Raw genomic sequence first — 24,337 nt, forward strand, 5'->3', positions numbered from 1 at the left:
CATCGCCACACCCTACAACTGCCAACGAACTACCGACTCAGGACATTAGGTTCCGGGCAGCGCCCGTAGTGGTGCACGTCGAACTGTTGCGCTCGGGGTTGTTCCACGACCGGCCGGAACTGACCAATCGTTACGTAGACGCGCTAGCCCAGATCGCCGGTGTGGCACTCGGTGAGACACAATCAGCCCGTCTGATCGACACTGTTCGGAAGGAGTTGGAGGGCTGACCGTGATCACCCCCGCACTCCGCTGGCGGCGTAGCAGCCGGAGCGGAGACACGAACTGCGTCGAGGTCTCCCACAACCTCGACGCAGTCCGCGACAGCAAGCAACCGTGTATCCAGTTGGGCGTAGACACCCGCAGGCTACTGGACGCGGTCAAGAACGGGCGATTCGTCCGCTAGTGCCAAGGCTACTCGGAATACGGCTCGGCCCCCGGAATCCTGCCCCCTGCTGACGGGGCACCGGGGGCCGAGTGTTCGTTAGGGACTAAATTTCGTTGACGGGAACGCGCCCGTCGGTCTCAGCGTCCCTTGTCCCGAAATTGGACCGGTGTCAGCGTGGGACCTTGGGCGGTTGGATCGAAATGTTCCACGTATTTCTCATAAATGGTCGCACTCGGAGTCCAGTGATTCGCAACCCTGCGAACGTACTGGAAGCCGAGACTCTCATAGTATCGATGGAGCGCCTTATTTGTGTCCCATGCATCTAGCACGAGTTTCTTTCGTCCATGAGCCCGGGCTAGGTCCTCGGCAAATTTGATCATTGCCGCACCAATGCCCTTTCCACTCTCGGATCGCGGCACCATCATGCGGTGAATGACGTAGGAATTTTCCAGTTCCTCATTAGTCCAGAGACCTTCATCCGCAACAACGTCGATGGCGATCGTCCCGATCGGCCGACCGTCGTCGTCGAGGGCCATCCAAGTCTCACCCGCCTCAATGGAGCGGCTGATACGCCGCTCGAACTCATCTCGCGAGAGTCCTTTGGTGTCCCACTGATCGCTGCCCTTGTCGTGGATCCACGCTGCTACCTCCCAACGCCACGTCGCGATCAGCCGGACGTCCTCGTCCGTCGCCTGACGGAACCTCACTGCTTAGCCTCTGCGGCGTGTTCCGTAATATGCGTGATCACGTTGCGGTCCGCTGGCAAGACTTCAACAGTGAGGCGCGTTATTGTTTCCTTCGCTGTCGCCAGCCGCCTGAACAACAACACTGAAACACCTGGCGCCAGGTTGAACCGTCGCCTCTCTTCCATATTTGCCGGCCGACTGCCGATCTCGTGGTGGACGCGATCTTCGACGTATCCCCGGGCTGCCATTCGACGAACCGTGCCCTCGGGAATGTCTTGCGGGACGTCAAGGCCGCATGCTTTTGCTATCTGATACGGGTAGTAGGTCGCCTGCTCGGACCAAGGGATCTGGTTGACAAAGCGCAGAAGCTCCCGAACGACCACCAGGTCGTTTTCTTCGACTTTGAGCTTCTCTGCGACCGCTCGGGAAGCGGGCTCTATGCGGAACTTGAAATCCTGACTCGGCTCCCGACCTGACGCTTTGACCACGGACGACCACGTGTCGGTCACGGTGCCGGACTGGTCCTCGCGGTACGGGCGCTCGGAATCGACGTTGTACTCAAGCAGCGGCAGTCGGCGCACGAAGGTGCCCGCCCGTCCCCTGGTCTCGATCAGACCCTCCGCCGCCAACCCGGCCAGGGCCTGGCGGACCGTGCCGCGGCTTGCCCGGTAGTGGTCGGCCAGCTCCGGCTCGGTGGGCAACTTGGCGCCGTCCATCAGCGCGACTCCAAGGAGAGTCGCCTCCGATCGGATGGCCTGCTTCAGTTCGTCGGCAAGCTCCCGGTACTTGGGCTCTGCTGCCATGCCGGCCATCTCCTCGCTTCGCCCGATTCGTATAGACGAATCTTACGTAAAGCCTTGACACCTGTCGAGTCGCGACTTAGCGTCTGTTTCGTACAGACGAAATAGACGCTCTGGTCGCAGGCGACCAGTGCATCGCGACGCTAGGACCCATATGAGCGAGATGAGCAGGTCAGAGCCCCACTACCCCGACGGCCTGACCATGTCAGTCATTGAAGCGCTGTTGACCGAGGCAGAGGAGACCGCGACCCCTCGCAGCCAACCGACGTGGGCCGTGCTGGATGGGAGCGCCGCGCAGCGGCGGGACCGCCGCATTGCTCGACGCGCGATCGGTGCAGTCGTTCGGGCGTTGCCGGCGCACCTGCCGGAGGGCTTTGCGGCCGGCGAGGTGGCGTAATGACGGACCAACGACAGCTGATGAACCCCGGCCCGGCGACGAATCCCGCCAAGAACTCCCACCGGGTCGGGGCTCTCAACCACCACCAGATGAGCGGAAGTGGAGAGAGGTCAATGGTAGGGAACGGTTCCCGCCCCGGCGACTACCCAGCCCGGGGGATTCGTCGGTGGTCGCCGATGAGCACGAAGCCGCAGGACGCCCAGCACCGGCCGTTGTCCGAGGTAGACAAGCTCCGTGTTGAGGCGCGCTCGGCTGCTGAGGTGCGTGCGTTGCAGACGCATCCGGATGTGGTGGCGTTGCGGGTGGAGAAGGTCCGTAAGCAGGTCGACGCGCTGATCTGGGTGGGCCTGCTGCTGGGTCTGTTGTTCACAATGGCCAACGTTCAGACGTTCGCTGCAGCTGGTGCGGCTGCGTGGTCGTTGCCGTGGATCGCGGCATGGCTGTTGGACCCGATGGTGTCGTTGGTACTGATCGCGGTGTTGCTGGCCGAGCAGGTGACCGCCCGGTGGCAGGTGGAGATGCGCACCAGGGGCACAGGGCCGTGGGTGAAGCGAACGAAGGTGTTCGCGTTCGCGGCCACGTACACGATGAACACGTGGGAGGCGTGGGCTGACCTGCACCTCGCGGGCATCGTGCTGCACTCGGTGCCGCCGGCCATGGTGTACCTCGCCGCGGAGACCGGCCCGATCCTGCGAGACAGGCTCACGGAGGCTGTGTTGCACGCGGCCAAGCTGACCGACACAGATAACGGCGGGCACGGCGCACTGCCGCCGGTTGACCTCCCGATCGTGCCCCTGGATCTCGATACCGAGACAACCGCGCCCTCGCGACAGCGGTCCCGGAAGCCGGCGAAGGCCAGGAAGGCGTCTCGTCGGGTGTCCCGTGCCGAGTACCTGGAACGGGCTCGTGCGGCGTACCGGCCGGGGACGATGGTCACTCCGGCGTGGGTGCGGGAAGCCGTGCCGGGCATCTCGCGGGGCACCTCTCAGGTCGTGGCGAACGAGCTGCGCACCGAGCTGGACAACCAGCACACCGTCACCACAGTGGCTACCGCGCCGGAGGCTACCGATCCCACCGACTCCGCTGCCGCGTCGGTCGACGGGAGGGCCGCCTGATGACCATCACGACGAACACCCCGACCCCGATGCCGGGCGACGAGACCGGCCGGCCCGTGAACGGCGTCCCTACCGTGCTCGTGAACGGCACGAAGAACCGTGCCGCGAACCTGGCCTCGAATGCTGTCCCGAACAGCGCCGTGAACAGCGCCGTGAACGGTGTGGTGAACGGCGGGGACACCGCCTACGAGGTCGAGCTGGACGAGACCTCGCCGACCGCGCGCCCGGTGCAGGTCGACGTAGCCGCGCCAACGGTGCCCGTGGTCGCGACTAGCCCTCTCCGACGGCCGATCATCCCGCCGCAGCTGCGACCGGCGAACGTGAAGGCCACCGCACGCCGTGCGGGTGGACGCGCGGCTCACGTGGCCGGCTACCACGCGGTCCGGCTGCCCTGGTACCTGGCGAAGCTGGGCTGGTTCGCGGTGCGCGGGTTGGGCCGGGTGCTGGCCGGTCAGCTGCGGTGGTGGTGGGTGCCGGGTGCGTTCGCGATGGAGCAGCACGCCGCGAACACCCACCAGTTGATGGAGTGGGAGCGGGTCCATCGGCAGGTGAAGGCGACCCGCCAGTGGCGGGGCATCGTGCTCGCCAGCGAGGCACTGACGCTGGGCATCGGGGTGCCCGTCGCGGTGACGCTGGTGCCAACCGGATGGCTGCTGATGGTGGCCGGTGGGCTGGTTGCCGGCCTGGGGCACTACGGCCGGCCGGCGGGTCAGACGTTGATCGGTACGGCGGTGGTGGCGCCGAGGTTCCGCAAGCTGAATTCCGACATCGTGCTCCGCGCCTACTACGCGGCTGGTCTGGGCAATCCAGCCAAGCCGGGCCAGGAGGTCCAGTTCGGCTCCCCGATGGCTCGCGACGCGCGGAACACCGGTTCCCAGGTGGTCATTGACCTGCCGTACGGCAGGGGCTGGTCGGACGTGGCGAACGCTAGGGAGAAGATCGCGTCCGGGTTGGACGTGCACGTGAACCAGGTGTTCCTCACCCCGGACAAGACCTCCTCCCGTCGGCACACGCTGTTCGTCACCGATCGGGACCCCCTCGCCGTGCCGGCCGGGCGAACGGACTTGCTGGACGGCAAGCCGCGGAGCATTTGGCGGCCGGTGCGGTTCGGCAAGGACGAGCGCGGCAACCTCGTCGAGCTGTCCCTGATGTGGGTGTCGGTCCTGGTCGGTGCCCAGCCGCGCAAGGGCAAGACGTTCGCCGCTCGGTTGGCCGCGCTGCACGCTGCGCTGGATCCGTTCGTGAAGCTGATTGTGGTGGACGGGAAGAACTCGCCGGACTGGGCCAAGTTCCGCCTGGTCGCGCATCGGATCGTGTTCGGTACTCACCCCAACCCCAACGACCCCGACCCGGTCGCCAACCTGCTCGCGGTGCTGGACGAGGTGTTGGAGCACATCGACCGCGTGAACCAGACCCTCGCCGGTCTGCCGGCCGGGGTGTGTCCGGAGGGGAAGCTGACCGAGGAGTTGGCGAGGGACCCGCGTTACCCGGATCTGCGGGTGGTGTTGCTGGTGATGGAGGAGTTCCAGGTCTACTTCGAAACCGAGGACCAGGCCGTGAACAAGGAGATCGCCGCGAAGCTGTCCCGCATCCAAGCCGTGGGGCCCTCGGCGGGGGTGGTGATCCTGTCCAGCTCGCAGAAACCCAGTGGTGTGGGGGCGGGGGATGTGGGTCGGTTGTTCAACCGCTACCGCGACAACCACGCCGTCCGGTTCGCCCTCAAATGCGGCAACCGCCTCGTCTCCGAAGCCGTCCTCGGTGGGGACGCCTACGCCGAAGGGTTCGACGCCTCCGCCCTCCCGGTCGGGGATGAGTACCGGGGCGTGGGGCTGCTCTACGGCCAGAGCGACCACACCCCCACCACACGCACCTTCCTCGCCGACCACACCGACGCGGAGAAGATCCTGACCGCCGCGCGGGCGCATCGGGAGCGGGTCGGCACGCTGACCGGGCAGGCCGCCGGCGAAGACATCGCCCGGCAAGTCCGCGACGTGCTCGCCGACGCGCTGTCGGTGTTCTCCGGCTCCAAGCGACTGCCCTGGCAGGTTCTCGCCGCCCGGCTGGTCGAGCACGCCCCGGAGCATTACGGCGACCTGACCGCCGATGCGATCAGCGCCCAGCTCCGCGCGCTCGGTGTCTCGAGTGTCAACGTCAAGTGGGACGGACAGGTGCTTAAGGGCGCCACGGCTGAGGACATCCACACCGCGATGACCCGCCGCGCTAGCAACACACCGTAACCAGCCGAAGGGTTGTTCCGCGGTTGGTGGGGTAGCGGGGTTCCCGCTACCGGTAGCGGCTCCGCTACCCCACCCCGCTACCCGCCACAACACACCTGATCAGGCCCTATCTCCGCAGGTAGCGAGTAGCGGCCTCAGCCCACCCATGCTCAAAACCCCGTCCCGGGAGACACCTGTGCTCATCTCTGCCGCTACCCCCACCCCACCCACCGCTACCCACAGCTACAACCCCGGAGGGCTCATCGCCGTGCTGGTCCTGGTCGCGCTCCTCGCCCTCGCGGTCTACCTCCTGCGCTGCTGGGCCTTCCCCTTCACCACCTGCCCTCACCCCAACCGCCGCCGTGCCTGGCGCTGCCGCCGCTGCGAAGGCACCGGCCGCCGGCTCCGCGCCGGCCGCCGCTTCCTCAACCACCTCCGCCACATCCGCCGCCACGGCAACCACCACTGACACCGGAAAGGCCCCATTCGCCATGACCAAGTTTCTTGACGCTGCCCTGGCCCACGCTGAGCGTGGCTGGCACGTCTTTCCTCTCCGCCCCGGCACCAAGCGACCCGCGCTCCACTCGACGAAGCACTGCCCCATGACCGATTCGTGCAAGGCCGGTCATCGCGGGTGGGAGCAGCGCGCCACCACCGACCCCGACCGCATCCGCGCCGCCTGGACTGCCGGCCCGTTCAACATCGGCATCGCCACCGGCCCATCCGGACTCGTCGTCATCGACCTGGACATTGCCAAGCCCGGCGACCGGCGACCGGCCGAGTGGGACCTGCCCGGTGTCCACGACGGACAAGACGTCCTCGCGGTCCTCGCCGACCGCGCCGGGGAGTCCTTTCCGGTCGACACCTTCACCGCGATCACCCCGTCCGGTGGTGTGCACCTGTTCTACGTGGCACCTGACGGTGTGGCGTTGCGGAACACCGCCGGAACCCGGCTGGGGTGGAAGGTGGACACCCGCGCTCACGGCGGCTATGTCGTCGCCCCTGGCTCCCTCGTGGACGCCATGCCCTACGAGATCGTGGTGGACCGCGACCCGGCGCCGCTGCCCGGGTGGCTGCTGGGCTTGCTGCGGCCGGCGCCGCTCCCACCACCGCCGGACAAGCCCGTAACCCTGCTGTCCGGGCGCCGGTCCCGCTACCTGGACGCCGCGATCCGGATGGAGTGCGAGCGGGTCCATCAGGCTCCGGACGGGCAGCGCAACGCCTGCCTGTACGTCGCGGCGTTCGCGCTCGGCCAGCTCGTGGCCGGAGGTGCACTCATCGCCGACGAACACGAGCGGGTGTTGCTGACCGCCGCCGGCCGCCACATCGCCGTCGGCGCCTACACCGAACGCGAGGCCCGCGCCACGATCGCGTCGGGTCTGGCCAAGGGCGCCAACCGTCCCCGGCAGGTGGCCTGATGACCGCGCCCCTGCGCCCGCTCCAAGCCGTGACCGAGCTACCCGCCCGGCGGACGCGGTGGACCGACGCCGAGCTGATGCGCGAGGAGTTCCCACCCCCGAAGTGGGCGGTCCCCGGCCTGCTCTGCGAAGGGCTCAACCTGCTGGCCGGTGCCCCCAAGCTCGGCAAGTCCTGGTTGTCGCTCGGGATCGGCGCGGCCATCGCCAACGGCGACCCCGCGTTGGGTGGGATCGAGGTCGAGCGCGGGCCGGTCCTGTACTGCGCCCTGGAGGACACGGGCCGTCGGCTCCAGCGGCGCCGCCGGCAGATGCTCGCCGCCGGCTGCCGCGCGGCGCCGCTGCTCACCCTGGAAACCGCCTGCCCCACCATGCCCAACGGCGGGGATGCGCTGATCGTCGAGTGGATCGAGGACAACCCCGGCGCCCGCCTGATCATCATCGACACCTTCGAGAAGATGCGCGGCCGCAACCCCCAAGGGGTGTCCGCCTACAGCGCCGACTACGCCGCCGCCGGCCGGTTCAAGACCATCGCCGACAACTACGGCGTCCCGATCCTGCTCATCCACCACGTCCGCAAACAAGCCGCGGAGGACTGGCAAGACCTCGTCTCCGGCACCAACGGCCTGACCGGCGCCATGGACGCCACCTTGGTCCTAGAGCGCTCCCGGGGACAGGCGGACGGGGTCCTGCACGTCACCGGCCGCGACGTCGTCGAGAACGACTACGCCATGACCTTCGACGGCACCTTCTGGACCAAGCTCGACGGCCCGGCAGGCGACTACGAGCTGGGCGACACCCGCGCCGACCTCATCCGCCTTGTCCGCCAGTACCCCGGCCGCAAACCTGCCCAGCTCGCCGACGCGCTCGACCTTCCGCCGGCCAACGTCCGGCAGACCCTCTCCCGCATGGCCAAAGCCGGCCAACTCCGCGTCGCCCCCGGCGGCGCCTACTACCCGCCCGACCCGAGTGACAGCACCAGCGACACCCCACCCCTGTCACACCTGTCACTCAGTCACCCCACCCCCTCCGACCAGGGAGAACACCAGTGACAACCCCAGTGCCACCCACCAGGAACCGTCACAGCGATCCGAGGGACGAGCTTGCCGCCATGGCCACATCTCTGGAGCACGACATCGAGCACAGCGACAAGGCGCGCTTGCTGATCACTGTTGAAGCTGCGGCTGAACTGCTCTCGATCAGCCGCACCCGTATGTACGCGCTCATCAAGTCCGGAGAGGTCATGTCGGTACGTGTTGGCCGGCTCCGCCGAGTTCCGGTGGCCGCGTTAGACGCCTTCACCGCGCATCTGCTCAACAGCCAGCGCGCTGCCTGACAAGCCACGAAAGGGGAGCACGATGGCTCGCAAGGCTCGGCCCGAAGGAACACGTGCACCGAACGGTGCGTCTTCCGTGTACTTCGGCAACGACGGCAAGTGGCACGGCCGCGTCACCGTGGGCGTGCGAGACGATGGCCGACCGGACCGGCGCCACGTCAAGCGCAAGACAGAAGCGGAGGTGATCAAGGCCGTCCGCGAATTGGAGAGGCAGCGCGACGCGGGCAAGGTGCGGAACCCGGGCCGCGCGTGGACGGTCGAGAAGTGGCTCACGCACTGGGTGGAGAACATCGCCGCACCGAGCGTGCGCCGGACGACGATGGTCGGCTACCGATCGTCGGTTTACAACCATCTGATTCCCGGTGTTGGGGCACACCGCCTGGACAGGCTCAGTCCGGAACACCTCGAAAGGCTGTACGCCACGCTGCAGCTCCCCAAGGGGCAAGGCGGCAAAGGGCTCGCCGCCGGAACGGTCCACCTCGCGCACAGGACTCTCCGAGCCGCGCTCAGTGAGGCGATTCGACGGAATCACGTCGCGGAGAACGTGGCAAAGGTCGCTAAGCCGCCACGGATTGACGAGGACGAGGTGGTGCCCTTCACTGTGGAGGAAGCGCGCCGAATCCTGGCTACAGCGGCCGGGGTGCGCAACGGGGCGCGATTCGTGGTCGCATTGACCATCGGACTGCGGCGCGGGGAAGCCCTCGGACTCAAATGGTCGGATCTGGACATCAAGTGGCGACACGGCTGTGAAAAGGACAGCGAATGCCGCGGCACTGCTGCGCAGATGTGCCCCGACCGCCAACTCAGGTCCGCGACGATGACCATTCGGCGTGCGGTACAGCAGTTCGTGTGGCAGCACGGTTGTACCGTCGGCCCGGATGGACGGGTCTGCGGCCGCAAGTACGGTGCGCACTGTCCGCAACGCCATGGTGGAGGAGTGGTCATTACTGACGTGAAGTCCCGCGCCGGTCGGCGGACCGTGGGTGTGCCGGCGCCGCTGGTGCACGAGATCGAGCGGCACCGTGAGCGGCAAGGGTTCGAACGCTTGCAGGCGGCCAACCTATGGCGCGAGGAGGGCTGGGTTTTCACGAACCGTCTCGGCGGTCCGGTTCACCCAACCGTGGACCATGAGGCATGGAAGGCCCTGCTTCGCAAGGCAGCGGTACGGAATGCCCGCCTGCACGATGCCCGGCATACAGCCGCGACCATGCTCCTGGTACTCAAGGTGCCGCTCCCGGCCGTCATGGAGATCATGGGTTGGTCGGATGCCTCAATCGCAAGGCGGTACATGCACGTCCCGAGTGAGTTCCTAGCCGTCATAGCGGACCAGGTGGGCGGGCTTGTCTGGGCCGATCCAAAGGATGACGACGAAGGCGACCCGCCGGCCGATGCGCAAATTCGGTTCTGATTGCTGCGGCTATTAGGACGCTACTGACATCGTCGCGTCCTTCGAGACAACGAAGCGCTCGGCGTCCAGCATTGGACGCCGAGCGTTTCGTCTGCTCAAGATTGGACTGTATCTAGTAGGTGGAGGTGTGCTGCGTGGGACCCCATGATTCTCACGCTGACGGAACGATATCGCCATTTAGCCACAATCGCCGTCAGTTTGAGCTTACGTGGTCGCTCTTCCTGACGTGGGGTGGTCCGAATAGAGCTAGGTTGCGAGCCCTCACCTCTCCTCCAGTCAAAGGTGGCAAGATGTGTCGGTGCCTGAGAGCCTGACAGACTGGTTGGACAGCGAGCGAGGACAGACGTCGGCTCTGCAACGAGCCCGGATAGACACAACGAAGCTTCTCGCGACCTTCTCCGCAGCGATGGCTGCAACAGTAGTCGCTACTGCCCTGCAAGTGGGTAAGCCAAACGTACTGGATAGGGTCGCTGTGTGGCTGCTCCTGGTTACGGCTTTAGGTGCGATCGGAGTGATCCTTTTGGACCGGTCTCGCGAGGTAGATGTAGCTGCTGTGGTGTTGGAGTCGACCCGGAAGGGCTGGGACTCGCGCACGTTGGTCGAAGAACTTCGCCAAGCCGCCTTCGAAGCGCAGGAGAGCAACCGGTCAGTGGTGTTTTGGACGCGGACTGCAGCCATCGTCACTGCCGTCGCCGCCGTCGCAGCCAGCGGATTTGCAGCGCTGTCGCTTCTTCAACCAGCCGCGTAGGCTTGGCTAGGTGTCCCGACGCTATCTGCGCGTGAGTGGCTGGGGGCCGTTCCCCCTTCCGGGTGAACGGCGCCGAGTCGAACGCGCTAGCAGGCGTGCGCGAGAGATGCTTGCCCGGGTAGCGGAACTGGAACGAGAGGACCGGTCACCTGCTAGCGGGACGGAGGATGGGTTGCCCTCGTCGGGGAGTGATGAGCCAGCGGGGGGAGGCTCGCCAGGACGAGGACGTGCCAACTCGAATATCACAACGACGACAGGTGGTCAAGCGCAGGGGCCGATGGGATTCAGCTCCGAGCACTATCACGTTGTGGACCTGTTCCCGACCCTAGCTACGGTTCGGGGGCCAGAAGTCGCTTCAGCGGCCCGGGCAATGGCACTCTTCGATGACTCGATGTATACGGAGGATGACTCGACGTATACGGAGGTCGGGGGAGCTTCGGGTGAACCTGGCGAAGCACTGGCTGCGGTCTTGCTGGCGCGCAGCCGGTTGGCCCAGGGGGACAACGGCACGGCGATGCAAGCTCTGAACGAAGCAATCCACGCGCTGCAGCTGGAGATAGCGAAGCGCCGTGGCGCTAGCGGCATACCCGAGGGCCACGTCGGAATCGGCAGCGCACCAGAAGGCGGCGCTAGCGGCATACCCGAGGGCCACGTCGGAATCGGCAGCGCACCAGAAGGCGGCGCTAGCGGCATACCCGAGGGTCATGCCGATACCGGCAGCGAGCCCGAAGGCCTTCAGCGGCGACGGGCCGACTGAGCCCCAAACTGAGACCCACCACCCCCGCAAACGACGAACGCCCGGCGTCCATGATCACGGACACCGGGCGTTCTGCCTGATCAGAGCGCGGAGGATGCGGGATTTGAACCCGCGAGGGCTATCACACCCAACACGATTTCCAATCGTGCGCACTAGGCCACTATGCGAATCCTCCGTCGAAGAGGGTACCGGACGTGGCTCTGACCGGCCAAAACGGGTGGTCAGTGACGTGCTGACGTGCGGAGACGACTGATCATCGGCGGGGTGAGGGCCCCGAACGCAGGCCCCGCGGCGCCCGGTGGCCCCACGGAGCGTCCCCGCGCGAGCACCGGCCGATCACCACCCGTAACCAGGGAAGAAAAACCCGCAAACCACTTGCCCTCATTTCCCCCAACAACGCGACTCAGGTCGCGCTGACGCTCGCGACCCAGATGATGCACACCAGCAACCCCACCAGCGAGCACACCAGTCCGGCGACCGCCGGCCCCTTCGGCATGCCGGGAGTCTTGCCGGCGTTGCTGATGCCGACCCCGCCGAAGATGACGCCGAGGACCGTCAACGGCCAGGCGATGACCCCGATCAGCGGGATGAAGGAGAACACCAGACCCACGATTCCCAGCACCAGCGCGGTGACCCCCATTCCGTTGGACGGAGCCGCCTGGTACACCGGATAGGGCTGCCCCTGCGGAGGGAAATAATGGGTCATTGTTACTCCTCGTGATTAGTGAGCTGGCTCAGACGTCGTCCTTTCCGGGCAGTCCGTTACGACGCGCGGCGGCGATATCCCCCGGTCGGGTATGAGATTTCGAGTCGTGTAACAGGGGCGACCCGGGTACCCACGCCGCATGACGAACCGGAACGTGGACATGGGTCGGGCGGCGGCGGTGGTGGGCGCGGCCGCCCTACAGGTCGCCGCGGGGGCGGTCGGCGGGCCCGGCCTGGTCGGGGAACCCGTCGGCGAGGTCGCGAACGCCTATCCGACCCTGCTGCTCCCCGGCGGCGGCGCCTTCGCCATCTGGTCGCTCATCTACGTCCTCTTCGCGGCCCTCGCGGTTCGACAGGCGTTCCCGAGCCAACGCCACCGGACCGTGCACCGGCGCACCGGGTGGTGGCTCGCCGCCGCCGGGCTGCTGAACGCGGCCTGGATCGCGTTGTTCACCCAGCGCCTGGTGGGTGCCGCGCAGGTCGTGATCGTCGCCCTGTTGGCGTGCCTCGTCGTCGCGGCGCTGCGGCTGCGTCGCGAGCCCGCCGAAGACTGGGCCGACCGGCTCCTGCTGCACCTCCCGGTGGCGATCTACACCGGCTGGGTCGCGGTCGCCACCGTCGCGGGGGCGGCGACGACGAGCGCCTTCCTCGGGGCGGCTCCGAGCGCACCGGTCGCGGTCGCGGCCGTGCTGTTGACCGGCGCTGCGGCGGCGTTCGCCGCGCTGCGGCTGCCGGCCGTCCTCGGGTTCGCGGCGGCCGTCTGCTGGGCGTTGGGGTGGATCGCGGTGGCCACGCCGGACACCGCGGTGCGGGTGGCCGCGCTGGTCGCGGTGGGCGTGGTCGTGGTCGGCGCCGTGGTGCGGCGGGGGAGGGCCCTGGGCTGACGACCTCACCTGTTGTGCACCACCACCGCGGGCCCGCGATGATTCGGGCTACGCGGAACGGGGAGGTCCTCCATGCGGTGGTGGCTGCCGGCGCTGTTGGTTGTCGTCTGGCTCGGGCTCGGTGCGCTCGGCGGCCCCTACGCGGGCCGGCTCGCCGAGGTCGCGGAGAACAACAACGCCGCCTTCCTCCCCGACTCTGCCGAGGCGACCGAGGCGCAGCGGCTCCAGGAGAGCTTCACCGACGAGCAGGTCCTGCCCGCGGTGGTCGTCGCCGAGCGGCAGGGTGGGCTCGCGCCGGAGGACACCCGGTACCTCGCTCAGCGGACGGGTGCGCTCGCCGAGGTCGACGGGGTCGTCGGTCCGCCGCAGCCGCGGAACTCCGACGACGGCGAGGCAGTGCAGCTCGTGCTGCAGATCCGCGGTGGGGGCGAACCCGCCGAGGTCGTGGCCGAGATCCGCACCCAGCTCGAGGAGGGCAGACCGGACGGGCTCGCGGTGGCCGTCACCGGGCCCGCCGCGCAGATCGCCGACCTCGTCGAGGCGTTCGGCGGCATCGACGGGTTGCTGCTGCTCGTGGCCGGTGCGGTCGTCGCGCTGATCCTGGTCGTGGTCTACCGCAGCCCGGTGCTACCGCTGATCGTGCTGTTCTCCGCCGTACTGGCGCTGGGCACCGCGAGCTTCGTCGTCTACCAGCTCGCCGAGGCCGGCACGCTCACGCTCAACGGGCAGAGCCAGGGCATCCTGTTCATCCTCGTGTTCGGCGCCGCGACGGACTACGCGCTGCTGCTGGTCTCGCGCTTCCGCGAGCAGCTGCGCGAGACCGAGGACCGGTTCGTCGCGATCCGGGCGGCCCTGCGCGGCACGATCGAGCCGATCGCCGCCTCGGCCGGGACCGTCATCCTCGGCCTGCTGTGCCTGCTGTTCTCCGACCTGAACTCCAACCAGGGGCTCGGCCCGGTCGCGGCGATCGGGATCGGCGGGGCGCTGCTCGCCTCGGTCACCTTCCTGCCGGCGGCCCTCGCGCTGCTCGGTCGGGCCGCGTTCTGGCCGTTTCGCCCTACCTACGGGTCGGCCAAACCAGAGCACGAGGGGCTGTGGGGGCAGGTGTCCGCCCTGGTCGGCCGCAAACCGAGGCTGATCTGGATCGTCACCACGCTCGTCCTGCTCGTCGGGGTCGCGTTCCTCCCGCAGCTGCGGGCCAGCGGTACCGCACAGTCCGACCTGTTCCTGACCGAGGTGGACTCGGCCAAGGGGCAGGAGATCGTCTCGCGGCACTTCCCGGGCGGCTCCGGTGCGCCGACGGCCGTCCTCGCCCGCGACGCCCAGGCCCAGGATGTGCTCGCCGCGACCGACGTGCCGGGCGTGGAAGAGGCAGCCGTCGTCGACAGCCGGGGCGGGTGGACGCTCATCCAAGCCGTGCTCGAGGACCCGGCCGACTCCGAGGACGCGATCTCCACCGTGAAGCGCCTCCGCGAGTCGGTGCACGCGGTCCAGGGGGCGGAGGCCAAGGTCGGCGGGCAGACCGCGATCCAGCTCGACGTCCAGACCGCGTCCGCCCACGACCGCACGCTGATCATTCCGATCGTGCTGGTCGTGATCTTCCTCGTGCTCGCCCTGCTGCTGCGGGCGCTGGTGGCCCCGCTGATGCTGATCGCCACCGTGGTGCTCTCGTTCGCGGCGACGATGGGTGTGTCCGCCCTGGTGTTCAACCACCTGCTGGGCTTCCCCGGAGCCGACCCGGCGATCCCGCTGTTCGGGTTCATCTTCCTGGTGGCGTTGGGGATCGACTACAACATCTTCCTGATGACCAGGGTGCGGGAGGAGGCGCTGGAGACCGACACCAGGACCGGCACCCTGCACGGCCTGGCGGTGACCGGCGGCGTGATCACCTCGGCCGGGGTGGTGCTGGCCGCCACGTTCGCCGCGCTCGCGGTGATCCCGGTGCTGTTCCTCGCGCAGATCGCCTTCATCGTCGCCTTCGGCGTGCTGCTCGACACGATCATCGTGCGCTCGCTGCTGGTGCCGGCCCTGACGATCGACATCGGACCGAAGGTCTGGTGGCCGGCCAGGATGAGTCAGGCGAGCCGCTCGCAGAGCCAGGCCAGCGAGAGCGGGTAGCGGTACTCGATCGCCCCGTGCCCGGCGTCGAAGAGCTCGAAGTAGACGGCGTCCGCGCCGACCCCGGCGGCGGTCAGCGCCCGGTGGAAGGCGACCGCGCCGAAGTCCAGGTGGTACTCGTCGCGGTTGCCGGCGTCGATCCACACGGCGTTCAGTGAGCGGACCGCCTCCCGGTACTCGGGGCGGGCGGCCATCAGCACCGGGTCCCACTCCAGCCACCGCGCCCACACCTCGGGCACCACCGCGCCGGTGTCGTCGAACGGGATGGCGACCGAGCCGTCCTCGTTGCCGGAGTACGCCGCGGCGTAGCCGTACAGCTCGATCAGGTCCAGGTCGGACGGGCGGGTGCCGTGCAGGCGGCCACGCCAGTCGGCGAGGAAGGCGGGGTAGGAGCCGTCGTACTCGTCGCGCAGCGTCCTGGCGACGGTCCGGAAGTCCGGCCGGTAGCAGACGTCGAACAGGGCGTCCCCGGCATGGGTGGCGAAGGCGCCGAACAGGTCCGGGCGCAGCAGCGGGGTGACCATGGCGCCGTAGCCGCCGCTGGACTTGCCCGCGATGGCCCGGTGGTCGCGGTCGGCGAGCGTCCGGTACCGCGCGTCGACCCACGGCACGACCTCGTCGCACAGGTAGGAGTGGTAGCGGCCGGTCGCCGGCGAGTCGAGGAACTGGCTGCCGCCGAAGGCGGTCCACGCGTCGACGTAGACCACGATCGCCGGCGGCACGTCACCCTGGGCGAACACCTCGTCGGCGAGCTCGGGGAACGGGCGGCGGAACGGCATCCGGTTGAACCACATGCCCACGTGCCCGGTGTAGCCCTGGATCGTGTAGACGACCGGGTAGCGCCGGTCGCTCCGGTCGTAGTCCGGGGGCAGGTAGACGAGGATCGGACGTTCGTGGGGGTCACCGAGCGGGTTGTCGCGCAGCAGCACGCTGTCGACGACACCCTGCTCGATTCGACCGGCGAGCTCCGCGGACCAAGGCAGCATGCGGCAAACCCTAGGCCGAAGACAGAAGGGGACCCCACGCACCCGACAGAGCCCGCTTATCCTTGCTGCCTTCCGGCCCTGGGGAGGTTCACGAGATGAACGCCGCATGGGGTCCGTAGTCAGTGTAGCCAGCCCGTCCGGGCACCGCCCGTGGGTGGGTGGGCAGTCGGGCACGGCGGGTATGGTCCTGCCGTGGCGCTCGCCCTCTACCGCAAGTACCGACCGGCGACCTTCGCCGAGGTCGTCGGCCAGGAACACGTCACCGAACCGCTGCGGGTCGCGCTGACCGCCAAGCGGGTCAACCACGCCTACCTGTTCTCCGGCCCCCGCGGCTGCGGCAAGACCTCGAGCGCGCGCATCCTCGCCCGCTCGCTCAACTGCGAGCAGGGCCCCACCGCGGACCCGTGCGGCGTGTGCGACTCGTGCATCTCGCTGGCCCCCGAGGGCCCGGGCAACGTGGACGTGGTCGAGCTCGACGCGGCGAGCCACGGTGGTGTCGACGACGCCCGCGAGCTGCGCGACCGCGCTTTCTACGCGCCGGCCTCCTCGCGGTACCGGGTGTTCATCATCGACGAGGCGCACATGGTCACCACGCAGGGCTTCAACGCCCTGCTCAAGATCGTGGAGGAGCCGCCGGAGCACCTCGTCTTCATCTTCGCGACCACCGAGCCGGACAAGGTGCTGCCGACGATCCGGTCGCGCACCCATCACTACCCGTTCCGGCTCATCCCGCCGAGCGCGATGCGCGAGCTGCTCGAGCGCAACGTCGCCGACGAGGGGGCGACGGTCGCACCCGCGGTCTACCCGCTGGTCATTCGGGCCGGCGGTGGCTCGGCGCGGGACACCCAGTCGGTGCTCGACCAGCTGCTCGCCGGGGCCGGGCCGGAGGGCGTGACCTACGAGCGGGCCGTGGCGCTGCTCGGGGTCACCGACGTCGCGTTGATCGACGAGATGGTCGACGGGCTCGCCGCCGGCGACGCGTCGACCGTGTACGGCACCGTTGACAAGCTGGTGGAGGCCGGGCACGACCCGCGCCGCTTCGCCGCCGACCTGCTGGACCGGCTGCGCGACCTGGTGCTGCTCCGTGCCGTGCCGGAAGCCGGGGCCAAGGGCCTGGTCACCGCGCCCGGAGACGAGCTGGACAAGATGATCACCCAGGCCCAGCAGCTCGGCCCGGGAACGCTCACCCGGTTCGCCGAGATCGTGCACAACGGCCTGGTCGACATGCGCGGAGCGACCGCGCCGCGACTGCTGCTCGAGCTGCTCTGCGCGCGCATGCTGCTGCCCGGCGCCGTGCCCACCGACGCCGCGGCCGACTCCGCGGTGCTGCAACGCCTGGAGCGGATCGAGCGCCGGGTCACCGTCGGTGGATCGGCCCCCGCCGAGCCGGCCGCCCAACCCGCTCGCCCGGTCACCTCGAGCGGCTCGGCCGCTCCGACGCGAGCGGAGGCAGCCGGCCAGGCCCCCGCCGGCCAGCGCGACGCCGGCCGTGCCGCCGAGCAGCCGCCCGCCGCCCGCCCGGCAGCTGCCGACCACCGCGACGCCGGTGATCCCGCACGCCCTGCCGCCGGGCGAGCGCCCGAGCCGGTCGAACCCGCGCCGACCCCCGCCGTCACCACCCCTGAGGCCGAGGCCGCGGGGATGCCGGCCACCCAGGGCGGTGTCGACGCGCCCGGGATCCGCCGGCTCTGGTCGGAGCTGCTGGCCGAGGTGCGCAAGGTCAGCCGCAGCACCGAGGCGATGCTCACCAACGCGAGCGTCCAGTCCGTCGAGGGCAACACGGTGACGCTCGGGCACATCGCGGCCCCGCTGGCCCGCCGCCTCGCCGAGGGCCGCAACGTCGACGCGATCGCCAAGGCCCTCGAGGCCGTGTTCGGCGGCACCTGGCAGGTCCGCTGCGTGCATGCCGACCCGAGCGCGGCGAGCAGCGCGCCGGTCGCGGAGAAGCCGAAGGTCGCGCCCACGTTCCAGCGCCCGACCCAGGCCGCCGCCCCGCCGCGCCGCCCCGAACCGGCCCCCGAGAAGACGCCCGAGCCGCGGCCGACCCCCCCGGTGGCCACCGCCGACGACGAGCCGCTCCCGCCGGAGCCTCCGGAGGAGGAGGACTACGACGACGGTGGTCCGGCCCCCGACCTGCCGCCGGCGAGCAGCCCGGAAGAGGACATGGTCAAGCTGCTGACCGACAAGCTCGGCGCGAGGCCCCTGGACCGCTAGGGCGCGCTAGCCGAGGTAGGCCAGGATGCCGGCGGCGATCGCGGTGGCGTATGCGCGCCGACCGGACTCGCTGGCGAACGCGGCGGCCTCGTCGGGGTTGCGCATGTTGCCGCACTCCACCAGCACTGCCGGCCGCTGCGACAGGTTCAGCCCGCCGAGGTCGTTCCGCGGCGACAGCCCGTCCCGCCCGATGTAGGTCGACACCGGGAACGACGCCCGCAGCGCGTCGCGCATGGCCTCGGCCAGCCGGAGTGTCGGCGCGCCCTGGGCGGGGTTCAGCGGCGGCGCCGAGTACGCGACGTGGAAGCCGCGGGCTCCCGGGTCGATCGAGCCGTCGGCGTGGATCGACACCACCGCGGCGGCCCGCGCCCGGTTGCCGACCGCGGCCCGCTCGTTCACGCACGGCCCCACCCCGTCGTCGTCGGGGCGGGTCAGCACCACCCGGACCCCGCGCGCGGTGAGCGCGTCCCGCACAAGCAGGGCCACCGACCAGGTGAACACGTGCTCCGGAAAGCCGGCGTCGGTCGCCGTGCTGGTGGTGTTGCAGGGCTTGGTCCGCCCCCGTCCGGCCGGCACCGGCCGGTTGATCACCTCGGGCGCGCCGGCGTTGCCTCCGTTGTGTCCCGGGTCCAGCACGACGACCGGCACGACGACAGGCGCGACGGCGGGCGGCGCGGTGCTCGTGCTCGACGGCGGAGCGGAGGACGGAGCGGAGGACGGAACCGACGGCCGGGTCGCGGACGGAACCGACGGGGGAGGAGAAGACAGGGACACCGGAGGGGCGGGTGCGGCGCAACCGGCCAGCGCGAGCAAAACCGCCGTGAGTACCGGTCTCCGCACGCCGTTCACCCTTCCACGACACCGACCCGGCTACGCTGGAACGCGAGACCGTTCATCGAGAGGAGCCGGCGTGCAACCCGGTGGCGTACCCGACATGCAGCAGATTCTCGCCCAGGCGCAGAAGATGCAGGAACAGCTGATGTCGGCGCAGGAGGAGTTGGCCAACGCGGAGACCACCGGCAGCGCCGGCGGCGGGTTGGTGACCGCGGTCGTCTCCGGAGCGGGCGAGCTCAAGTCGCTCACGATCGACCCGAAGGTGGTCGACCCCGAGGACGTCGAGACGCTCGCCGACCTCGTCGTGGCCGCCGTGCGCGACGCGTCCAACAGCGCCCAGCAGCTCGCCCAGGAGCGGATGGGCCCGCTGGCCGGTGGGCTGGGTGGGCTCGGCCTGCCCGGTATGTAGGACATGTACGAGGGACCGGTCCAGGACCTGATCGACGAGCTCGGGCGGTTGCCCGGCGTCGGCCCCAAGAGCGCCCAGCGGATCGCCTTCCACCTGCTCGGCGCGGACCCGGCGGACATCGCCCGGTTGCAGCAGGCGCTGCAGAAGGTCAAGGACGGCGTGGTGTTCTGCGACATCTGCGGCAATGTCTCCGAGGAGGCCACCTGCCGCATCTGTCGCGACGCCCGCCGCGACCCGAGCGCGGTGTGCGTGGTCGAGGAGCCCAAGGACGTCCTGGCCATCGAGCGGACCAGGGAGTTCAAGGGCCGCTACCACGTGCTCGGGGGCGCGCTGGACCCGCTGTCCGGGATCGGTCCCGACCAGCTGCGCATTCGCGAGCTGCTGTCCAGGATCTCCGCGCAGGAGGTGACCGAGGTGATTCTCGCCACGGATCCGAACACGGAGGGTGAGGCCACCGCCACCTATCTGGTGCGGATGCTGCGCGACTTCCCGGGCCTGGCCGTCACCCGGCTGGCGTCGGGGCTGCCCATGGGCGGCGACCTGGAGTTCGCCGACGAGCTCACGCTGGGGCGCGCGTTCTCCGGCCGCCGCGCCGTCTGAGTGCCACCCCGACCCGACCTACCCCGGCTTGGCCCACCCCGGCTCGGCCCGGTGCGGCTGGTCGCGGTCGACGGTCCGTCCGGCTCTGGCAAGACCACGTTCGCCGCGGACCTCGCCGTCGAGCTGGGTGCGGCCGTGGTCAGCACCGACGACTTCGCCACCTGGGACGAGCCGGTTTCCTGGTGGCCGCGGCTGGTCGAGGGCGTGCTGGCCCCGCTCTCCGCCGGCCGCCCCGGCCGTTATGTGCGCACCGAGTGGACCGATGGCCGGCCAGGGCCGGGAGCGGTGATCACCGTCGAGGTCCCGGAGATCCTGATCGTCGAGGGAGTGTCGGCCGGGCGGCGTTCGGTCGAACATCTGCTGTCGGCGCTGGTCTGGTGTGAGGTTCCCGACCCTGCCGAGCGCCTCGCCCGGGCGGTGGCCCGCGACGGCGAGCCGGCCAGAAAACCTCTGGTCGAGTGGCAGGCGTTCGAGCTGGGCTGGTTCGCCGTGGACGGCACTGTCCAGCGTGCCGATTACCGCCGGGTGAACGCCCTGGGTAGTTCGCATAACGGGCATGCGTGACCGAGTTGTGACCGAGGTGCTTTGTTGACCTGGCACTCGATGGATATAAGGTCGGCGACCGAAACCTGAGTCACAACTCTCCTGAGGTGCGAAATGGTCCAAATCCGCCCGGTTCGCCTGGTGGCGCTCGGCCTCACGGCCGCACTCGCCCTGTCCGCGTGCGCTGAGTCCGAGCGCGGCGGCGACGACGAGGGTCAGTCCGGCGGCGGCCAGACAGGCGGCACGATGACCTTCGCCACCGAGGGTGCGCCGAAGCTGTTCGATCCCTTCTTCGCCACCGACGGTGCGACCTTCCGCACCTCGCAGCAGATCTTCGAGGGCCTGATCGAGTTCAAGCCGGGCACTGCGGACGCCGAGCCCGGCCTGGCCGAGTCCTGGGAGTCCAGCGAGGACGGCAAGACCTGGACCTTCAAGCTCCGCGAGGGCGTCAAGTTCCACGACGGCACCGACTTCAACGCCGAGGCCGCCTGCTTCAACTTCGACCGCTGGTACAACCAGACCGGCGCGGCGCAGAGCCCGGCCGTGACCGGCTACTGGCAGGACAACTTCGGCGGCTTCGCCGACGGCAAGGTCCCGTCGCTGTTCGAGTCGTGCTCCGCGACCGACGCCAGCACGATCGAGGTCAAGCTGACCCGCTCCACCTCGAAGTTCCCGGACATCCTGGGCCTGCCGTCCTGGGCCATGCAGAGCCCGAAGGCGCTGCAGGACTACAAGGCGGACGAGGTCGTCCAGCAGGGTGACAGCTTCGTCTACCCCGAGTACGCCACCGAGCACCCGACCGGCACGGGTCCGTTCAAGTTCTCCAAGTACGACGAGGCGAACGGCACCGTCGAGCTGGTCCGCAACGAGGACTACTGGGGCGACAAGGCCAAGCTGGACAAGCTGATCCTCCGCGCCATCCCGGACGAGACCGCCCGCAAGCAGGCGCTGCAGTCCGGCGACATCGACGGCTACGACCTGCCGGGCCCGGCCGACTGGCAGGGCCTCAAGGACGACGGCTACCAGCTGCTGATCCGCCCCGCGTTCAACATCTTCTACGTCGGCATCGGCCAGAAGAACGTGGCGAAGCTGCGTGACCTCAAGGTCCGGCAGGCCATCGCGCACGCCATCGACCGCGAGGGCCTGGTGCAGCAGCAGCTGCCCGAGGGCGCCAAGGTGGCCGAGAACTTCTACCCCGACACCGTGTCCGGCTGGACCGACGACGTCGAGAAGTACGACTTCGACCAGGACAAGGCGAAGCAGCTGTTGAAGGAGGCCGGTGCGGAGAACCTGACGGTCAACTTCTACTGGCCGACCGAGGTCACCCGCCCGTATATGCCGAACCCGCAGGACATGTTCGGCTTCATCCGGGGCAACCTGGAGGCCGTCGGCCTGAAGCTGAACGTGGTTTCCAAGCCGTGGAACGGTGGCTACCTGGAGGACGTCGACCAGGGCAAGGCCGACCTGTTCCTGCTCGGGTGGAACGGCGACTACAACACGCCGGACAACTTCATCGGCAACTTCTTCTCCGACCCGAACAACCGCTTCGGCACCGGTAACTCGCCGTGGGGCCAGACCCTGTCCGACGAGCTGAAGGCCGCCGACACGGAGCCGGACCCGGAGACCCGCAAGGGGATGTACGAGGACCTGAACAAGAAGCTGAAGGCGGAGTACCTGCCGGCCATCCCGATCTCGCACTCCCCGCCGGCCCTGGTCGTCGCGGAGAACGTGGAAGGCCTGGTTCCGAGCCCGCTCACCGACGAGCGGTTCGACTCGGTCAGCATCGGCTGAGCTGACCAACGCTCCCACCACAAACAGGACCAATAGGTGCTTCGCTACACGATTCGGCGGCTGCTGCAACTCCTCATAGTCGTCGGGGTGCTGTCGCTGCTGCTGTTCGCGTGGCTGCGCTCGCTCCCAGGAGGGCCGGTCTCGGCCCTCCTGGGGGAACGCGCCACCACCGAGTCCAGGGCCCGGCTCACCGAGGAGTTGGGGCTGGACCAGCCAATCTTCGTGCAGTACTTCAAGTTCGTCGGACGCGCGTTGTCCGGGGACTTCGGGGTCTCCACCGGCGTACAGCCGGGAGACTCGGCGACGGAGATCTTCCTGCAGCGCTTCCCGGCGACGCTGGAGCTCTCGTTCCTCGCCATCGTCATCGCCGTCGCGGTCGGGATCCCGCTCGGCTACCTTGCCGCCCGGCGCCGTGGCGGCTGGCTGGACAACCTCAGCGTGGTCAGCTCGCTGATCGGTGTCGCGGTCCCGGTGTTCTTCCTCGCCTTCCTGCTCAAGCAGGTGTTCGCGGTGGACCTGGGCTGGTTCCCCACGGCCGGGCGCCAGGAGGGCGGGATCGACGCCACCCGGGTGACCGGGTTCTTCGTCCTGGACGGCATCCTCACCCAGGAGTGGGACGCGGCCTGGGACGCGTTGGTGCACCTGATCCTGCCCGCCGTCGCGCTGTCCAGCATCCCGTTCTCCGTGGTCTTCCGGATCACCCGGGCATCCGTGCTCGACGTGGTCGACGAGGACTACGTGCGCACCGCGGAGTCGAAGGGCCTCACCACGCCCGTGATCCGCCGCCGGCACGTGCTGCGCAACGCGATGCTGCCGGTCGTCACCACGATCGGCCTGCAGACCGGCGCGTTGCTGGCCGGGGCCGTGCTGACCGAGAAGGTGTTCGCCTTCCCCGGGATCGGGCAGGCGCTCGCGCTCGGGTTCGAGCGCCGGGACTACCCGGTCCTGCTGTTGCTCATCCTGTGCGCTGCCGGAGTGTTCGTGCTGATCAACCTGCTGGTCGACCTGTCCTATGCGTTGATCGACCCACGCATCCGAACCAGGGGTGGTGGCAGGTGAGCACCCGCACGGACAAGATCGACGCCCTGAGCGAGCAGGCGGCCCGCGGCGACGACGCCGGGGTCAGCCTCGCCGCAGCGGCCTGGCGACGCCTGCGCCGCAACCCGGTGTTCCTGGTCGGCTCGACGATCGTGCTGTTGTTCGTCGTGCTAGCCATCCTCTCCCCGTTCCTGGCCCCGCACGACCCCGCGGTGCCGATGCTCGGCGACCAGGTCGTCCGGGCCCGCAACCAGATCCCGCCGGTGCAGGAGGGGCACCCGCTCGGCGGCGACCAGGTCGGCCGCGACCTGCTCTCCCGGGTCCTCATCGGCTCCCAGCAGACGCTGCTCGTCGGCGTGCTGGCCACGCTGATCGGCCTGGCCGGCGGCCTGGTCCTCGGCACGCTGGCCGGTGCCATGGGCGGCTGGGTCGACACCGTGGTCATGCGCGCCGTCGACGTGATGCTCTCGATCCCGGGCCTGCTGCTCGCGGTCTCGATCGGCGCCCTGTTCGCCCGACCGAACCAGTACACGGTGATCCTCGCGGTCGCCGTCGTGCAGATCCCCGTGTTCGCCCGGCTGCTGCGTGGCTCGATGCTCGCCCAACGGCACAGCGACCATGTTCTCGCGGCGCGGGCGCTGGGGGTGCGGCAGCGTTCGATCGTCTTCCGGCACATGCTGCCGAACTCGCTCGGCCCGGTGATCGTGCAGGCGACGCTGGTGCTGGCGATCGCGATCATCGAGGCCGCGGCGCTGTCGTTCCTCGGCCTCGGCAACCCCGACGACCGGCTCCCGGAGTGGGGACAGATGCTCGGCCAGGCACAGAACGTCATCGACAGCCACCCGCAGCTCGCGTTCTGGCCGGCCGGCTGCATCATCGTCGTGGCTCTCGGGTTCACGCTGATGGGTGAGTCGCTACGCGAGGCACTCGACCCGAAGAGCCGGCGGTGAGG

At 69.1% G+C, this 24,337-nt stretch carries 23 protein-coding genes, 1 tRNA gene and 1 other RNA gene; 18 read left to right on the forward strand and 7 right to left on the reverse strand.

Translation table 11 applies throughout. The features are described from left to right. Nucleotides 1-44 precede the first annotated feature (44 nt). A complete protein-coding gene (locus BU204_RS42280) occupies nt 45-227 on the forward strand; it encodes a Scr1 family TA system antitoxin-like transcriptional regulator (RefSeq protein WP_408608021.1) in 183 nt (60 codons plus the stop codon). A 2-nt stretch (nt 228-229) separates the two neighbouring features. Continuing rightward, the gene (locus BU204_RS19300) at nt 230-403 is read left to right on the forward strand and encodes a DUF397 domain-containing protein (protein ID WP_075127108.1); all 174 of its coding nucleotides are present in this window, start codon (nt 230-232) and stop codon (nt 401-403) included. A 119-nt stretch (nt 404-522) separates the two neighbouring features. On the opposite strand, the gene BU204_RS19305 is transcribed toward BU204_RS19300, so the two are convergent. Both BU204_RS19305 and BU204_RS19310 read right to left on the reverse strand, forming a co-directional pair. Beyond that, complete coding sequence (locus BU204_RS19305) at nt 523-1,092, reverse strand: GNAT family N-acetyltransferase (protein ID WP_075127109.1); 570 nt, start codon at nt 1,090-1,092, stop codon at nt 523-525. Beyond that, the gene (locus tag BU204_RS19310) at nt 1,089-1,874 is read right to left on the reverse strand and encodes a GntR family transcriptional regulator (protein ID WP_158073482.1); all 786 of its coding nucleotides are present in this window, start codon (nt 1,872-1,874) and stop codon (nt 1,089-1,091) included. Before BU204_RS19310 ends, BU204_RS19305 begins: the two co-directional genes overlap by 4 nt. Before the next feature lie 570 nt (nt 1,875-2,444). Between BU204_RS19310 and BU204_RS19320 the strand changes: the two genes are divergently transcribed. The 7 genes from BU204_RS19320 (at nt 2,445) to BU204_RS19350 (ending at nt 9,758) form a co-directional block, all read left to right on the forward strand. Continuing rightward, nucleotides 2,445-3,383 carry a hypothetical protein gene (locus BU204_RS19320; RefSeq protein WP_075127112.1) on the forward strand — a complete coding sequence of 313 codons (939 nt, stop codon included), beginning with the start codon at nt 2,445-2,447 and terminating at the stop codon, nt 3,381-3,383. Then, nucleotides 3,383-5,620 (forward strand): hypothetical protein, encoded by a 2,238-nt coding sequence (locus tag BU204_RS19325; protein ID WP_198942924.1) that lies wholly within the window; start codon nt 3,383-3,385, stop codon nt 5,618-5,620. The genes BU204_RS19320 and BU204_RS19325 overlap by 1 nt, the downstream gene beginning before the upstream one ends. Nucleotides 5,621-5,795: 175 nt before the next feature. Then, nucleotides 5,796-6,068: a hypothetical protein gene (locus tag BU204_RS19330; RefSeq protein ID WP_143229597.1), complete on the forward strand. Its 273-nt coding sequence runs from the start codon at nt 5,796-5,798 to the stop codon at nt 6,066-6,068. A 22-nt stretch (nt 6,069-6,090) separates the two neighbouring features. After that, nucleotides 6,091-7,017 (forward strand): bifunctional DNA primase/polymerase, encoded by a 927-nt coding sequence (locus BU204_RS19335; RefSeq protein WP_075127113.1) that lies wholly within the window; start codon nt 6,091-6,093, stop codon nt 7,015-7,017. Next, nucleotides 7,017-8,066: an AAA family ATPase gene (locus tag BU204_RS19340; protein WP_075127114.1), complete on the forward strand. Its 1,050-nt coding sequence runs from the start codon at nt 7,017-7,019 to the stop codon at nt 8,064-8,066. The genes BU204_RS19335 and BU204_RS19340 overlap by 1 nt, the downstream gene beginning before the upstream one ends. A 59-nt stretch (nt 8,067-8,125) precedes the next feature. Beyond that, nucleotides 8,126-8,350: a helix-turn-helix domain-containing protein gene (locus BU204_RS19345; protein ID WP_075127115.1), complete on the forward strand. Its 225-nt coding sequence runs from the start codon at nt 8,126-8,128 to the stop codon at nt 8,348-8,350. A gap of 22 nt (nt 8,351-8,372) precedes the next feature. Continuing rightward, a complete protein-coding gene (locus tag BU204_RS19350) occupies nt 8,373-9,758 on the forward strand; it encodes a tyrosine-type recombinase/integrase (RefSeq protein ID WP_075127116.1) in 1,386 nt (461 codons plus the stop codon). A gap of 1,593 nt (nt 9,759-11,351) precedes the next feature. On the opposite strand, the gene BU204_RS19360 is transcribed toward BU204_RS19350, so the two are convergent. After that, a tRNA-Ser gene (locus BU204_RS19360) sits at nt 11,352-11,438 on the reverse strand. A gap of 228 nt (nt 11,439-11,666) precedes the next feature. After that, complete coding sequence (locus tag BU204_RS19365; protein ID WP_143229598.1) at nt 11,667-11,969, reverse strand: hypothetical protein; 303 nt, start codon at nt 11,967-11,969, stop codon at nt 11,667-11,669. A 139-nt stretch (nt 11,970-12,108) separates the two neighbouring features. Between BU204_RS19365 and BU204_RS19370 the strand changes: the two genes are divergently transcribed. Both BU204_RS19370 and BU204_RS19375 read left to right on the forward strand, forming a co-directional pair. Continuing rightward, nucleotides 12,109-12,852, forward strand: a complete 744-nt coding sequence (locus BU204_RS19370; protein WP_075127119.1) for a tryptophan-rich sensory protein — start codon at nt 12,109-12,111, stop codon at nt 12,850-12,852. A gap of 72 nt (nt 12,853-12,924) precedes the next feature. Then, nucleotides 12,925-14,970, forward strand: a complete 2,046-nt coding sequence (locus tag BU204_RS19375; RefSeq protein WP_075127120.1) for an MMPL family transporter — start codon at nt 12,925-12,927, stop codon at nt 14,968-14,970. On the opposite strand, the gene BU204_RS19380 is transcribed toward BU204_RS19375, so the two are convergent. Together BU204_RS19380 and ffs are read right to left on the reverse strand one after the other, a co-directional pair. Then, complete coding sequence (locus BU204_RS19380) at nt 14,928-15,956, reverse strand: alpha/beta hydrolase-fold protein (RefSeq protein ID WP_075127121.1); 1,029 nt, start codon at nt 15,954-15,956, stop codon at nt 14,928-14,930. The genes BU204_RS19375 and BU204_RS19380 overlap by 43 nt on opposite strands. 23 nt (nt 15,957-15,979) lie before the next feature. After that, nucleotides 15,980-16,074: signal recognition particle sRNA small type (gene ffs / locus BU204_RS19385), an RNA gene on the reverse strand. A 74-nt stretch (nt 16,075-16,148) separates the two neighbouring features. Between ffs and BU204_RS19390 the strand changes: the two genes are divergently transcribed. Beyond that, complete coding sequence (locus BU204_RS19390) at nt 16,149-18,170, forward strand: DNA polymerase III subunit gamma and tau (RefSeq protein WP_075127122.1); 2,022 nt, start codon at nt 16,149-16,151, stop codon at nt 18,168-18,170. A 6-nt stretch (nt 18,171-18,176) separates the two neighbouring features. Here the strand turns inward: BU204_RS19390 and BU204_RS19395 are convergent, their stop codons facing one another. Beyond that, nucleotides 18,177-19,019: an N-acetylmuramoyl-L-alanine amidase gene (locus BU204_RS19395; protein ID WP_198942925.1), complete on the reverse strand. Its 843-nt coding sequence runs from the start codon at nt 19,017-19,019 to the stop codon at nt 18,177-18,179. Nucleotides 19,020-19,104: 85 nt separating this feature from the next. On the opposite strand from BU204_RS19395, the gene BU204_RS19400 reads away from it, so the two are divergent. From BU204_RS19400 to BU204_RS19425, 6 genes are all read left to right on the forward strand, one after another. Beyond that, on the forward strand, nt 19,105-19,413 hold the full coding sequence (locus BU204_RS19400; protein ID WP_233160414.1) for a YbaB/EbfC family nucleoid-associated protein: 309 nt from the start codon (nt 19,105-19,107) through the stop codon (nt 19,411-19,413). Nucleotides 19,414-19,416: 3 nt separating this feature from the next. Next, entirely contained in the window at nt 19,417-20,013 is a 597-nt protein-coding gene (gene recR / locus BU204_RS19405) for a recombination mediator RecR (protein ID WP_075127124.1), read from the forward strand. Nucleotides 20,014-20,064: 51 nt separating this feature from the next. Then, a complete protein-coding gene (locus BU204_RS19410; protein ID WP_075127125.1) occupies nt 20,065-20,577 on the forward strand; it encodes a uridine kinase family protein in 513 nt (170 codons plus the stop codon). A 93-nt stretch (nt 20,578-20,670) separates the two neighbouring features. Continuing rightward, a complete protein-coding gene (locus BU204_RS19415) occupies nt 20,671-22,347 on the forward strand; it encodes an ABC transporter substrate-binding protein (protein ID WP_075127126.1) in 1,677 nt (558 codons plus the stop codon). A 36-nt stretch (nt 22,348-22,383) separates the two neighbouring features. Further along, a complete protein-coding gene (locus BU204_RS19420; RefSeq protein WP_075127127.1) occupies nt 22,384-23,406 on the forward strand; it encodes an ABC transporter permease in 1,023 nt (340 codons plus the stop codon). Then, a complete protein-coding gene (locus BU204_RS19425) occupies nt 23,403-24,335 on the forward strand; it encodes an ABC transporter permease (RefSeq protein ID WP_075127128.1) in 933 nt (310 codons plus the stop codon). The genes BU204_RS19420 and BU204_RS19425 overlap by 4 nt, the downstream gene beginning before the upstream one ends. The last annotated feature ends 2 nt before the right edge of the window (nt 24,336-24,337 follow it).

The organism is Actinophytocola xanthii, from assembly GCF_001921205.1.
GTDB lineage: Bacteria > Actinomycetota > Actinomycetes > Mycobacteriales > Pseudonocardiaceae > Actinophytocola > Actinophytocola xanthii.

What these genes read in the sequence shown, in the direction of transcription:
- BU204_RS19310 (WP_158073482.1), bottom strand. Translation starts at nt 1,874, where the DNA reads ATGGCAGCAGAGCCCAAGTACCGGGAGCTTGCCGACGAACTGAAGCAG.
- BU204_RS19320 (WP_075127112.1), top strand. Translation starts at nt 2,445, where the DNA reads ATGAGCACGAAGCCGCAGGACGCCCAGCACCGGCCGTTGTCCGAGGTA.
- BU204_RS19325 (WP_198942924.1), top strand. Translation starts at nt 3,383, where the DNA reads ATGACCATCACGACGAACACCCCGACCCCGATGCCGGGCGACGAGACC.
- BU204_RS19335 (WP_075127113.1), top strand. Translation starts at nt 6,091, where the DNA reads ATGACCAAGTTTCTTGACGCTGCCCTGGCCCACGCTGAGCGTGGCTGG.
- BU204_RS19340 (WP_075127114.1), top strand. Translation starts at nt 7,017, where the DNA reads ATGACCGCGCCCCTGCGCCCGCTCCAAGCCGTGACCGAGCTACCCGCC.
- BU204_RS19345 (WP_075127115.1), top strand. Translation starts at nt 8,126, where the DNA reads ATGGCCACATCTCTGGAGCACGACATCGAGCACAGCGACAAGGCGCGC.
- BU204_RS19350 (WP_075127116.1), top strand. Translation starts at nt 8,373, where the DNA reads ATGGCTCGCAAGGCTCGGCCCGAAGGAACACGTGCACCGAACGGTGCG.
- BU204_RS19365 (WP_143229598.1), bottom strand. Translation starts at nt 11,969, where the DNA reads ATGACCCATTATTTCCCTCCGCAGGGGCAGCCCTATCCGGTGTACCAG.
- BU204_RS19370 (WP_075127119.1), top strand. Translation starts at nt 12,109, where the DNA reads ATGACGAACCGGAACGTGGACATGGGTCGGGCGGCGGCGGTGGTGGGC.
- BU204_RS19375 (WP_075127120.1), top strand. Translation starts at nt 12,925, where the DNA reads ATGCGGTGGTGGCTGCCGGCGCTGTTGGTTGTCGTCTGGCTCGGGCTC.
- BU204_RS19380 (WP_075127121.1), bottom strand. Translation starts at nt 15,956, where the DNA reads ATGCTGCCTTGGTCCGCGGAGCTCGCCGGTCGAATCGAGCAGGGTGTC.
- BU204_RS19400 (WP_233160414.1), top strand. Translation starts at nt 19,105, where the DNA reads ATGCAGCAGATTCTCGCCCAGGCGCAGAAGATGCAGGAACAGCTGATG.
- recR (WP_075127124.1), top strand. Translation starts at nt 19,417, where the DNA reads ATGTACGAGGGACCGGTCCAGGACCTGATCGACGAGCTCGGGCGGTTG.
- BU204_RS19415 (WP_075127126.1), top strand. Translation starts at nt 20,671, where the DNA reads ATGGTCCAAATCCGCCCGGTTCGCCTGGTGGCGCTCGGCCTCACGGCC.